This is a genomic window from Pseudoalteromonas sp. S16_S37 (assembly GCF_014694405.1).
GTDB lineage: Bacteria > Pseudomonadota > Gammaproteobacteria > Enterobacterales > Alteromonadaceae > Pseudoalteromonas.
In genome coordinates, this window is record NZ_JAAUWV010000084.1 from 1 (window position 1) to 12,718 (window position 12,718).

12 protein-coding genes are annotated in these 12,718 nt (G+C 41.6%); 4 read left to right on the forward strand and 8 right to left on the reverse strand.

What is annotated here, in order from left to right; translation table 11 throughout:
* Positions 1-265: 265 nt before the first annotated feature.
* Positions 266-1,888, forward strand: coding sequence for a tetratricopeptide repeat protein (locus tag HC733_RS20750; RefSeq protein WP_190366888.1), 1,623 nt, complete (start codon positions 266-268; stop codon positions 1,886-1,888).
* Between the two features lie 82 nt (positions 1,889-1,970).
* Here HC733_RS20750 and HC733_RS20755 read toward each other — a convergent pair whose 3' ends face one another.
* From HC733_RS20755 to HC733_RS20785, 7 genes are all read right to left on the reverse strand, one after another.
* Positions 1,971-2,177 (reverse strand): hypothetical protein, encoded by a 207-nt coding sequence (locus tag HC733_RS20755; RefSeq protein WP_190366889.1) that lies wholly within the window; start codon positions 2,175-2,177, stop codon positions 1,971-1,973.
* Positions 2,178-2,463: 286 nt separating this feature from the next.
* Positions 2,464-3,804 carry an MFS transporter gene (locus HC733_RS20760; RefSeq protein ID WP_190366890.1) on the reverse strand — a complete coding sequence of 447 codons (1,341 nt, stop codon included), beginning with the start codon at positions 3,802-3,804 and terminating at the stop codon, positions 2,464-2,466.
* Positions 3,805-3,931: 127 nt separating this feature from the next.
* Entirely contained in the window at positions 3,932-5,692 is a 1,761-nt protein-coding gene (locus tag HC733_RS20765) for a DUF4153 domain-containing protein (RefSeq protein WP_190366891.1), read from the reverse strand.
* 131 nt (positions 5,693-5,823) lie between these two features.
* Positions 5,824-7,776 (reverse strand): methyl-accepting chemotaxis protein, encoded by a 1,953-nt coding sequence (locus HC733_RS20770; RefSeq protein WP_190366892.1) that lies wholly within the window; start codon positions 7,774-7,776, stop codon positions 5,824-5,826.
* Positions 7,777-8,021: 245 nt separating this feature from the next.
* Complete coding sequence (locus tag HC733_RS20775) at positions 8,022-9,335, reverse strand: sigma-54-dependent transcriptional regulator (protein ID WP_190366893.1); 1,314 nt, start codon at positions 9,333-9,335, stop codon at positions 8,022-8,024.
* Positions 9,332-9,859 (reverse strand): hypothetical protein, encoded by a 528-nt coding sequence (locus tag HC733_RS20780; protein WP_190366894.1) that lies wholly within the window; start codon positions 9,857-9,859, stop codon positions 9,332-9,334. The genes HC733_RS20775 and HC733_RS20780 overlap by 4 nt, the downstream gene beginning before the upstream one ends.
* A complete protein-coding gene (locus HC733_RS20785; RefSeq protein ID WP_190366895.1) occupies positions 9,852-11,291 on the reverse strand; it encodes a HAMP domain-containing sensor histidine kinase in 1,440 nt (479 codons plus the stop codon). The genes HC733_RS20780 and HC733_RS20785 overlap by 8 nt, the downstream gene beginning before the upstream one ends.
* Before the next feature lie 306 nt (positions 11,292-11,597).
* On the opposite strand from HC733_RS20785, the gene HC733_RS20790 reads away from it, so the two are divergent.
* The 3 genes from HC733_RS20790 to HC733_RS20800 all read left to right on the forward strand — a co-directional run bounded on the left by HC733_RS20790 (position 11,598) and on the right by HC733_RS20800 (position 12,346).
* Positions 11,598-11,825, forward strand: a complete 228-nt coding sequence (locus HC733_RS20790) for an EF-hand domain-containing protein (RefSeq protein WP_238937647.1) — start codon at positions 11,598-11,600, stop codon at positions 11,823-11,825.
* A gap of 81 nt (positions 11,826-11,906) precedes the next feature.
* The gene (locus tag HC733_RS20795; protein WP_190366896.1) at positions 11,907-12,128 is read left to right on the forward strand and encodes a hypothetical protein; all 222 of its coding nucleotides are present in this window, start codon (positions 11,907-11,909) and stop codon (positions 12,126-12,128) included.
* Positions 12,129-12,139: 11 nt separating this feature from the next.
* Positions 12,140-12,346, forward strand: coding sequence for an EF-hand domain-containing protein (locus tag HC733_RS20800; RefSeq protein ID WP_171624936.1), 207 nt, complete (start codon positions 12,140-12,142; stop codon positions 12,344-12,346).
* Here HC733_RS20800 and HC733_RS20805 read toward each other — a convergent pair.
* Positions 12,336-12,482, reverse strand: a complete 147-nt coding sequence (locus HC733_RS20805) for a hypothetical protein (RefSeq protein ID WP_190366897.1) — start codon at positions 12,480-12,482, stop codon at positions 12,336-12,338. The genes HC733_RS20800 and HC733_RS20805 overlap by 11 nt on opposite strands.
* Positions 12,483-12,718 lie beyond the last annotated feature (236 nt).

The following is a 12,718-nucleotide window of genomic DNA, read 5'->3' on the forward strand; positions in this document are numbered from 1 at the left end:
CTTCTATTGGATATATTTCACCAGCTCAATATGAAGCTGATTTCTATGATAATTTAAAAGAGTCAGGTAAAGTAGCCTGACTTAAACAACTAGTCTCCGATGAACTCGGGGCGATTCAATCAGCCAATTACGGGCGATTTTAGGAGAGGCATCAATCAAAACTTTTCCTAAAAAAGGTTACCAATGGCAGCTAGCATTAACTTATTGCGAAAACACCAGCGCGCACAATAACACCAAGCCAAAAGAAAGCATTGCAACCAACCTTATGGGCGCTAGTAAAACGCCGTCGCCATTGCCTTCAAAGTCTATACAAATGCCTCAAGCAGCTAAAACGGTGCGCATTAAAAAGACGAGCTACGCTTTGGCTATTGTTTGTAGTTTTTTGCTTATGGGCGTTGTATTTAGCTTATATTGGGCTCAAGGTTATAAGCAGAGCGTTCACTCAATTACGTCACAACCTCTATCAGATACCAATATTTCCCTTGCATATATCCCTTTTACTGCTGACAGCCCACGCCATTTTGCCACTGAACTTGAACAACTAAACACTCAGTTTGATTTTGTTGATGCTACTTTAAATGTTGATACTCGGGAGTTTATAAACTCGCCGTTTATGCAATATCAGCAGTTAGGGTTAACAAAAGGATTAGCCTTTACGGGCGTTTTAAAAAACAATGGTGATGGCGCGACAGCCAAACAGCGGCCGTATCTACTTGAGCTAGTAATACAAGGCCCGCAAAGAAGCTGGACAAGTTACCTCTATGGTGCGTCTATGTCTGATCTGGTAAGGCAAAGCAAGGCACTTATAACAACACTGTCGCATAGCAATTATTTTAATCAAAAAAGAGACTCCCTGCTGTCGTCTGAATTAACCTTAATTAATGAGAGCTTAAATGGCTCGTTACATGCCTTACCCATACTAATTGAGCACCTTATCGACGAAAAACGCTTTGACGCTGCAAGCGGTAACATTGACTTGCTTTTGTCGCAAAGTGAACTCACGCATCCGCTTTATTATGGCTACGGGAAATGGTTAAAGGGGCGTTTATTACAAGCCAAACGCGACCCGGTTAATGCGCAAACTTACTTTGAACAAGCTGATTTATTGTTTTTGGATGCCAATATTTATGACTTGCAAGCTAAAGTGAATAAATCTATTGCAGAGCTTGCACACACGGTAGCGCACACCAAGGAGGACTATGAATTTATTCGCCATCATTTATACAAAGCGGCGAGTTTAGCGCGGTTAGGTAAAAAGCCTGTCGCAGAGATCCGTGCGTATACTTTGCTCTCTATTAAGGCAAGCAAGTTTGGCCTTAAAAAAGAGCGTATGGATTATTTGATACAAGCAAAAACCTTGTTGGCGGAATATCACTTAGACGACTCTCACTACATGCTGCCAATGTATCATTTTGCATTATTTGCTGACACGCGTAGTGAGCGAATTAAGTTTTATCACCTGGTGCTAGATGCCCCAATCACACCAGACAATTATTGGGTGTTTTTCTCATCAGCAGATGCGCTTTCGCAAATCTATTTAAAAGAAGGGCAGCCAGAAAAGGCACTTGCAGTAATACAAAAAATCACTGAACCTGCGCGCTTAGCGTGGTTAAACGCCAAATACTATAGAGAGCTTGCAGACACCGACAAAGCAATTGAGCACGCTAAAACAGCGTTTAATCTAGGCCGAGGGCAACATGTTGCTTGGATTGGCCTTAATAGTGCATTAATGCTACTTGAGTTACAGCGTGATGAGGGAAACAGCCAAAGTCAGGCTCAATACAGAGAGTTTATTGTTAATCATGCCACTAAGTGGTGGCTAGACTGGCGCAAGGATAGACTTGCGAAAGTGGGCATCATGGTCACTGAGCAAATGGCTGGGTTATAGAGTTAACTAACACGATAGGGCAAAGTGAACAGCATTAGATTTAGGATAAGTTGCGTAAATCTAATGCTGCTGAAGTGGCACATCAATTATAACCAAGTACGCAGGCTTCATCCCTATTCGCCTCGGTAGCCTCTCCCATAAACTGCTGATTCAAGTTGTGTAACATCGCTTCTTGAGCTGACACCATACTGAGTACTTGCTTGCGATAATCGTGAGAGCTGTTAAATAACTGTGCATTTAGTTCTGGGTACAGCGCTTTTAGGTTGGCATAGGTGTTTTGTGTATACATGGTGGATACCTCGTGGTTTTTTACTTAGTGGTCAATAACGTCGATGCAGTCACTATGCCAATTTTAAATTTTTGATAAAAAGTGGTTTTTTGTCGTGTGAGTGTTATTTGCGAGTGCTTTTCTTAATTTGCGAATGAATTTGAAAACAAAAGCGAATAGCAACTGGTAAGCATGCAGATAAAATAAAGGTACCGTATCAGTTGATTAGTGAGGTGTTATCGAGTAGCCAGTGCCGATAACACCTTCTAACATAAGCGCTGAAAAGCTGTATTATGTAATGCTGCTTTTATTTACAAGGCTCACTATCTTTACTTTGCGCTTGTGGTTCACTTGCTTCGTCTAACTCATCAGCAAAAATATCGGTATTGATGATATGCCCATCAACAATCAACATCTGCTCATGTGCCGTCTTTTCTTCAATACGAGGGTCAAGCGTAGCGGCAAGCGGGGAGCTGGTAATATCTGATGTTGCTGCCACATAGTCTGTTGGCTCTGGTTGTTCTGCTTTTTGGCGGGCATTAATGTAAGTTAACATTGCGTACATAAAAACCGTAAGCACAGCAAATGTGGCATATAGTGAGTGGGGGCCAAAATGCGTCATTACTTGTGCAATGGCTGCTGCACCAAGACAAGCTCCACCACCAAAAGCAACCAGTAAGGCTGATGATACGCCCACTCTATGTTCATCATCCACTCTAGAATTGGCAAGCGCAGAGGCAAGTGGATAAATAGTAAAGGCAAATAGACCGAAGGCAAATGTTAGCCAATAGCTCAGTGGCGTTTGTGTTGGCAAGAAAAACAACCCCAGTGAAATGAGTCCGATCATTAACGCATTGGTACGTAGTAGAATACTGCGCCTAATCTTGTCAGAAATGATTCCCATCGGCCATTGAGCCAACAATCCTGCAAATATTGTTACCGCCATATACATGGCAATTTCTTCTGCACTTAATCCTGCTTGGCTAGCAAAAGTGGGCGCTAGACCATAAAAGCTGCCATTAATCACACCTGCAAAGCACACTGCTGTTAATGATTGTGGGATGGTTTTAAAAAAGCCAACAATGCTTACTTGGATTGGTTTTAATGGCTTCGGGTGTATTCTTCTAGTGATCGAAATTGGCACGATACCAAACGACAGTGCAATACAGATTAAAAATAGTGGTGCATAGCCAAGTTCTGGGAAATGCGACAGGGCAAACTGCCCACCCACCATACCTAAGTAAGACGTTAGCATGTAAAACGAGAATACTCGGCCCCGCTGTTCGGGCGCTGCTTGCTCATTCAACCAACTCTCTAGCACCATGTAATTACACATCATGCCTAAACCAACAACAAAGCGCAGCACAAGCCAAAGGTAAATATTATCGCTAACGCCATGGCTGGCAACACACGCAGTTACAATGGCAGTGCTGGCCGCAAATGCTCTAATATGTCCCACCGACTTAATGAGGTGATAGCCTAATTTCGAACCCAGTAGCAGGCCAAGATAGTAGCAGGAAGTAAGCAGACCAATCCAAAACGTTGAGACGTCATGCTGTCCTAAGTAGAGGGCTAGATAGGTGGTTAGTAAGCCAGTGCCGCCTACGAGAAAAAAATTTGTAAAATAAAGAGAAGGAAATGATTTCATAAAGGCAACTAAATAATTGGCTATATTTTAATGCTGTAAGTGTCTAATAATAGAAGAAATAGCTAAAAACGCCAAGCAATAACTGAGCATCGTTGGGGCGGTTTTAACCGCGCCCAACAAATTAAGGTTAGTAGTCAAACGCCTGTAGGCGCACACCGTTGACTTTGATACTTTTAAATTTTGAAGGTGCTATCTCAAAGGTGCCATTTATGAGCATATCTACTAATTCTTGATCAGACAGCTCATCACTATGATTAAAGTGCAGTGCTCGGCGACGCCATTGTCCTTGCTCAAGATAAAACAGCGATAGATCAGAGTAGTTATTTTGTTTTGAGATAAACACATATTCTAATTGCGAATCGTCGTTGAGCTCCACGGGCAATATCAAAAGTTCAGTACTGTTGGCTGCAATCGCTTTGTAGTCGGATAAATATTCCTGCAATTTTTGTAGTAGCTCTTTGGGCAATGTCGTTTCGGTCTGTGTACCAATTATTTTCAGTGCACTGGCAATATCAAATTGCTTATTGTCTAAACCCTCATACTCTGTGTTATCCAATGCTGCTTTGATTCTTAATCCAAGTTGTGGATATTGCTGCGCATAATGCGCTTCAATTTCAATGAGTGCTTCAGTGCCAGCAACCCCAAGCTCATGTGCAAAGTAGTAAACGTCAATGTCTTCAACCGCCGTTAGCCCTGCGTGGATCCGCGCCAACTGGTTTTGAGCGCTGAGGTATTTAAAATTCAATATTGGTGATTGCGTTAGTAATAACCCAACTGTGAGTAACAGGCCTAAGCGTGTGTTGATCGTACCTAAAGAACGCAGCCAATTGAGCTTATCTTTGAAGATACATAGGCTGTAACACACGAGGTAGAAAGTCAGGAACGTCCAAGTGAAAACGGCCCATAACCGACTCACGCTAAAACCATACTGCTCAACCCTTAGCCACAAGCCATAACCGCTAATCGCCAAGTATATTGGTAAAATGGCGATGCCAGCGAGCAATGCCATATTGGCAAAGTGCGCTATCTTTGGCGATGTTTGAGAGTCTTGAAATGCTAGATTGAGAGCCAATAAAATCAATAACGTAAGTACAAACACGAGGTTGCTGCCGCCATTGTCCCAAAGGGCATCTAAACCCTGAAATGCGATGGCGATTAAAAACACCGAACTCAACAGTAACAATAGTGGTAACAAAGCAAACGACAAAGTTTGAATAAGATGATTGGCAGTATTAACTATTTTGTTGCTACTGCGCACTTTTAAAACACCAATGGTATGTGCAAGCGACAAGGTAGGATAAACAAACCAAGGTTCGTAAAATATATCCTTGAAAACATCAATATCGATTGTGCTAAACAACTCGGCCCATAGCACCACGATTAACCACACGATCAGGGTAAAAATACCCGCAAGTAGTAGGGTGATGATTAATCTGCAAGTATTACCTATTAACTGCGAGTAACTCACCTCCCATTGACCATTTTTTTGCTCAGTGGAAGAGGCAAATATAAATGTCTTAAAGGTTAATAAAGACATTACCGCGGCAAAATTAAATCCATGAGAGAGCAAGTCAGGGTATTCAGGGTAGAGCATGTGTGTGCCAGTATACGCGCCAAGTAAAGCAGCAATAATCGTAAAGGCAATGACTATATTATAAAAGTGCCTTTTAGTGGTGAGTGTAACCCCATAAATCAGAAGAGTCGGGCCAGTTAACAATATTGCATAGCCTGTGAGTATTAAAGAAGGCGATTTGCTTATTTGCCAGTCAAAGCTTAAAGCCTGATGAAGAAGTAACAGTCCTAATGCTTGTAATAAAGCGCATAACAACAGCCAACTACGCTGCGTTTGGCTATTTTGTTGAACGTCTTGATGACTATTTTCAGACATCGTTTTCTCGTGGTCAGTAGTGGGTGTTTGCAATGGGTTCCATCCTAAATTTTTGTTCCTGATACTATCCATTTATAAATTAACGCACAGTGACTAAGCTCAGCATGGTGTGCTTAGTCACCGTTAATGCATTAGTCGATGTGGAATCGACCAACTAGCTGATCAAGGCTTTTCGCAAGGTCAACCAGTGATTTTGCGCCCTCAGAAAGGCTATCCGAGGCTTGGCTTACCTGTGCTACCGACTCAGTGAGCCCAGCTATCTGATCATGTGTTTGGCTTGCCGAAGCGCCTTGTTGCTGAGCATCGTTAGCAATGGTTGTGATAAGTTGTTTAACCTTGGTGACACTACTGGCGATATTTTCAAATACCTGATGCGCTTGTTCTGATTGCTCAATGGCTTCATTTGACGCTGCAACACTTTCAGTCATTTTGGCCGATACTGAACGCGTTTGTTCTATTAGCTTGGTAAGCACTTGTTCAATCTCTTGCGTTGCATCGTGTGAGCGTTGTGCAAGTGTTCTAACCTCATCGGCAACCACTGCAAAGCCTCTACCTTGCTCCCCTGCTCTGGCTGCTTCTATTGCGGCATTTAACGCCAGCAAGTTGGTTTGCTCTGCTATGCCTCTGATCACTCCCAAAATATTGGTGATGTTATTGCTTTCGCTTTCAAGTTGAGAAATTTCAGCAGCAGACACGTCTAGTGAGCTATTGAGTTGTGCAACTTGGTTAACCGTATTGCTGATCAAAGTATTACCAGAGTGCGCAAATTGATCCGTTTGGGCAATTTCGTCTAACGACCCTTGGCAATTATGACTGACGTTTTGCGCCATATGATGCACTGACTCTGTGTTGTGGGCCGCTTGATTTGCCGTACCATGTTGGCTGCGACATTGACTGCGTATATCTTTGATTTGTGTTTCAAAGTGCTGTGCAGAGCTATTCAACGTATGGGCATTTTGCTGAATATCTTTAACGAGTGCATTAATTGAGTTTAAAAACTGATTAAACCAGGTAGCCAGCTCACTGATCTCGTCATTACCAATCACTTGTAATCGTTTTGATAAATTACCCTCACCTTGAGCAATATCGCGAAGCCCTTCAGATACGCGCTCAATCGGAAAAACAATTTTGTTAGCCAAAGTGACTGCAATGATGCCGAATATGACTAACATAACTAGCGCTATTATCGTGATGCTCCAAGACATACTGTATGCAGATGAGAGGATTTCGTCTTCATCAATCACGGCAACAAAACGCCAGTTGAGCTTTTCTGAATGATAGACCGTGGCATCGACCGTTTTGTTTTTCATCTCGATGCTAATGTAAGGTTCGTCACCCGATGTCGCTATTTTTTTATAAAGCGGAACATCAAGATCTTTTATATTTTTAAAATTATTATCGGGTCGTTTAGGGTCTGCCAAAATAGTCCCTTTGCCATCTAATAAGATCAAGTAGCCAGTCTCGCCTAGCTTTATATTACTCACAATGTCGGTCAAAGTTGATAGGGTTACATCTAGTGATTGCACCCCAACAAAATTATCATCATTAAAGATACCAGTTGCCACCGATACCATGGCTTGGCCAGTAACCCCTTGATATGGCTCTGTAATAATCACTTCTTTAGGAGAGGATTTTGCATTTTTGTACCATGGGCGCTTACGTGGATCGTAATTGCCTAGTGGTTCTGCGGGGTATTGAATAAACCCACCATACTCAGATCCTAAGTAAACAAACAGCAACTCAGGATGGGTTTGCCCAAAAGCGGTGTAAAACTCAAATATTTCGCCTTCTTGAGGAGAGTTTTTAAGCGGTGTCATGGGTTTTTCTGCGCCAAAATATTGGGCAATGTTATCTGGCATACCGCTTACCGATTTATGTTGTGCTAGAAACCGAGCATTGTTTTTCATTTGCTCAAAAAACAGCACAAAAGTATTTTCAATTTGGCGTATTTCACTGCGTGAAAAGTCCAAAAAGCTGTTTAAAGACTCTTCTTTGGTTTTTGAGATACTGACTGTGGATATTGCTAAAATTGGCACGATAACAGTGAGCAAAAAACTGACGATTAGTTTTTGGCGCATTCTCATAAGGTGCTCCTGTGATTAGGCTGTTTGCAGGTGTCCGAAGGTTGTTATTATTAAATATGGGCACCAAGCAAAGGGTTGTCATTGAGTATTGTGTACTGTTGCTCTCTGAGGGTGGTGTTTTACACTCAGGCATAGGTAGTTATTTTTGCACGATAACTAAATATGCTTTTACGCCAAAAAGATACATTTAACGTTTATTACAGTATAGATACAATAACCATTAACGCCCAGTTTCGCTATATTTTCTAGCAACTTATTTGATGCTTTTTAAGCAGCTTGTAAAAGTCTGAACGGTTTCTTTGCGCAAGCTTTGCGGCTTCTGCAACATTACCTTGGCACAAAGACAAAACTTTTTTAATGTAGTCATGCTCAAATTGCTTTTTAGCATCATTAAGGCCTTTAAAGCTCGTTTCTCCCAGCTCTGGAATTGCACTTTCAACTACATCGGCCGTAATAAGCTTTGAAGAGCTAAGCGCTGAGGCGTGCTCTATGACGTTTTGTAGTTGTCGTACATTACCGGGCCAGTGATAACTCAATAAACAGGTCATTGCTTGTGGGCTAATAACTTTTTGCCCATCAGCGATACGTTTTATAAAGCGATTAGCTAGTAGCGGAATATCTTCAGGACGCGCTTGCAAGCTCGGCAAGCGAATTGATACCACATTAAGTCGGTAATAAAGATCTTCTCTAAACTCTTTATTGGCTACGGCTTGATATAAGTCTTTGTGACTTGCAGAGACAATACGTACATCAACAGCTTGTTCAGTATGTCCGCCGACAGGGCGGACGCTACGCTCTTGTAATACACGCAGTAATTTTACCTGTAAATCTAAGGGCATATCACCAATTTCATCTAAGAATAGCGTGCCACCATCAGCACTTTGCACCAAGCCCACTTTGTCTTGCGTTGCGCCGGTAAAAGCGCCTTTTTTGTGGCCAAATAGTTCTGACTCTAATAAATGCGCAGGCACTGCACCACAGTTAATTGCAATAAAAGGCCCATCAGCATAATTACTTGCTTTATGAATCGCATTGGCGGTGACTTCTTTACCTGTACCGCTTGCACCTTGAATTAAAATGTTGGCTTGGCTTGGGGCAAGCGCTTGAATTTGTTGTACAACTTGGTGCATGGCAGTGCTTTGATAGACTAAGCCATGAAAGTGATGCTTGCTTAGGGCGTTGTCGCGTTTTTTGTGATTTTTTAAGGTGTTCTCGATGGCTTCAAGTAACGCTTGGCTTTCTATCGGCTTACTTAAAAAGCTAACAAAGCCTTGTTGCATGGCGTCGACTGCATCAGGAATAGAGCCGTGTGCGCTCATCATGATTACTGGTAGCCCGATGTGATTTTTTTTAATATTTTCAAATAGCTCAAACCCATCCATATGTGCCATACGTAAGTCGGTTATGACCAAATCGATACTATTTTGCTGTAGTAGTTGCAGCGCTTGTGTACCACGGTGTGCGGTTAGCACATGGTAATTGTTTGCTTCAAGGCGCATTGCCAATAACTCGATGAGCGATGCGTCATCATCTACTAGTAGAATTGTATTGTTGCTCATTGTTTAACTCCTAACACGTCGTTTTCAATATTTAGGGTTGAAGGGGAGGCTAAGCGTTGCTGCTCAATTTGAGCGAGTTTTTGCTTTAATTGCTCAAGTGCGAGCTTGGCGTCTTGTAATGCTTGGTGTTGCTCGGAAGCCTGCTTTTTAAGCGCAAGGTTATCTAATTTGTACTGCCTTAGTTTTGCTGTGTGTTGATGTAACAGGGCAAAATAGTTGCGATAATCTTGCGGCCAATCATCTTGCTGATGTAGCTGAGCTATGAGCCGCAGCTGAGTAGTTGTTGAGCGTTCTTTGCAAAAAGCTTGAAAAAACTCATTTAATTTTTGGTGTCCTCGGTAGCCTGTTAGGGCATTGCGTGACTGGTTATCACAGACATTTAAATGGGCTTGTACCAAAACATCCAGTGGCGCAAATTGCTGCTGTTTTGAGTTGCTCGGCCCAACAAATACACCCATCTTATCTGACGTGACTTGGCAAGCTACCAACATACACGTTATCGATATCAGTACTAGGTTACGCATGACTAACCGCTCCTTGAGTAGGGAATTTAATGCAGATATGAGCACCGGCGTGGGTATGTTGCCATCTCGCTGAGCCCTTAAGTTGCTTGACGCATTCAGCAACGATGGCAAGACCTAAACCACTGCCTTGATGATTGTCGCTGTGCTTACCACGATAAAAAGGTTGCATGAGCTTGTGCTGCTCACTGAGTTCAATTCCTGGGCCGTCATCAATCACATCGATACACACTAACTCGTGGTGCACGTTAAAGTGAATTTTGATTGTTGATTTGGCGTATTGCAGCGCATTACCAATCAGTTGCGTTAAGATAAGCTTGGTCGGTAAGTAAGGTACTGTTGCGCTGTCATTTTGGTTGTGCCATTCAAAGGCTAGGGGGGATGGCGAAAGTGGCTGCTCAAAGTGCTCGATTAGTTCTATTCTAAGCTGTTCAAAAGTGCACAGTTGTCGTGACATTGCGTGATTTGCCGCACTGTAATTGAGTAAATCATCTATTAATGTTGCTAAACGAGAGAGTGCCTTATCCATGATCAGTATAATACGTTGTTGAGGCGCAGTAATATGACCAAAGCTATCGCTTTGCAGTAGGCTATTGCCTTCTTTTAAAGAAGCTAGCGGCGTTTTTAATTCGTGGCTAACATGCCTTAAAAATACGTCCTTTTGCTTATGGCTGCGCTGCAGTTCTTCGCGTAACCAATCTAGTTCCTTACCTAAAGCAACAAACTCTTCACTGCCATGTAGCTCGATGGGATGGGTGTAATCACCATTGCCCAATTGCAATATGACTTTTTCAAATGCATTGAGTTGACGGGTGACTTTTCGGATCACCAATAAAGAAATAACAATAAGTAACGGAATAAGTAACAGCAGTCCAAATAGAAAATAGCGATTGATTTTGGCAAACGCTGTAGCTCTATCAGAAAGTCGGTTTTGTATTGATTGATTAAAGTTAGGTTCTAGAGCGTCGATTTGTTGATGGAGCTGCTCGTAATTAACATCAACAGCGCCTATTTTTGGGGTTAGTTTTTGTAGTTGTTGCCATTTCGCAACAAGTGGCTCAGAGGGAAGTGATTTTTTTAAAAATTCAATGTTCTTTTTGGTGGTTAGCCATTTATTTTCGATGGTTTTTTGCAGTTGAGCATTATTTAAAAGCTGATTATTGAGTTGTGCTTTTTCTAGCGCTGAGACATCTGATTTTAATGTCGTGAAAGCTAATATAAGAGACTGATTAAATTGGTAAATTTGGTTGGTTTTTTGCTGCTGGTTGGCAACTTGTTGGGCATACCATAAAGTTAACGCGATAATAGGCACAAGGGCGAGAAGCATAGCCAATCGAGCCTGTTGCCCTAAAGATTGTGAAAAAAATTTAGCTGGCGAATTTTTTATCTTAGCAAAGTACAAAGATTGTGGCCATTTTAACCATTCTATATTCATCACCCGCTCCTTTGTATTCATAGTGTTGTTAAAAAGCAACAAGCTAACACGTTGATTTTTAATAAATACTTTGTTTTATCGATATTGCTTGTTGCAATTAAGCAACAAACTCTCTTAATCAAACCTGAATTAATCAGCTCAAAAATTGATAACTATCTGTTTTTAATTGTTTTATTTATTTTGGCATTAAAGTTGGAATAGTTACGACGACACAAGCAAACGCTACCGACGGGCAAATCGGTAGCTGCTAAAACGGCCACTAGCGAGTAGGCGCTAGTTTGGCTAAAGCACAACACAAGGAGTCAAATGATGAAAAATTGTCTTATTAAACTTTCATTTATAGCACTGTCTGCTACGGCACTAACAGCACAAGCAGGTACCTCTTTTTCTGTAATCGACTCAGATGGTGACGGCGTAATCAGCTTAAGTGAGTCCAAAGCGTTACCAAAATTAATGGCGCAATTTAAAGACTTAGATATTGATGGCAATGGCGTATTAAGCCCTGAAGAGTTCGCAAAGTTTAAGAGCGAATAGGGTTTAGGTGGCGGATTTATGAGCCTCCCCATTAACCAGGTATGAAATTAAAAAACAGCAATTAAAGGTTTGGAGTACAACATGAAATTAACAACCGTTTTTACCTTAACATCCGCATTTTTAGTGAGCGCAGTTGCATTTGCGGCAGAGTATTCATTTGAATCGTTAGATAGCAACAATGACGGTGTGATCAGCCCAACTGAAGCGCAAGTATCAAGCGAGCTTGCAAGCCAATTCCGCAAGCTTGATAGCAATAAAGACAACGAACTTACCCCAGTAGAATTTGCACATTTTAAGCAATAGGAGAATGACCCATGAAAACACTAAACGTAGCACTTACAACACTTGTATTGTTAGCGAGCACATCTGCAATGGCAGGCACTTTTACTGATTATGATACTAATAAAGATGGTGTTATTAGTAAAAGTGAAGCTGCAGCATCTGAAAGCTTAATGAAATTGTTTGATGAGCTTGATGCAAACAAAGATGGCGAGCTGTCAAAAGAAGAATTTAACAAGTAATCCCTAGAGAACTCTCTTGGGAAAATCCCTTGAGTATTTTATCTCGTCCAAAGTCCAGCTCGTTCTGGGCTTTTTTTGTGTTTGTTTTAGTTCCAAAATCAGCAGTTTGACCGTTAACGGCGGTTTGAGTAGCCATAAAGCACCTCCTTTAAAAATACGGAACAAGCGTATAGTTGGGTGTTTATGGCGTATCACTTACATGTGATTACGTCGGTCTTTTTTTGCAACGCAAAGTTACTCGTAAGCTCCTTAAGTAGTCGACACTGAAAATCACTTAATGCATTGATCTTCTTGATGATCTAAACGATCTTACTATCCTCATTTTGCAACGTTTGTTTTCTCACCCCTCAAAACCTTGCAAAATGGAGATTA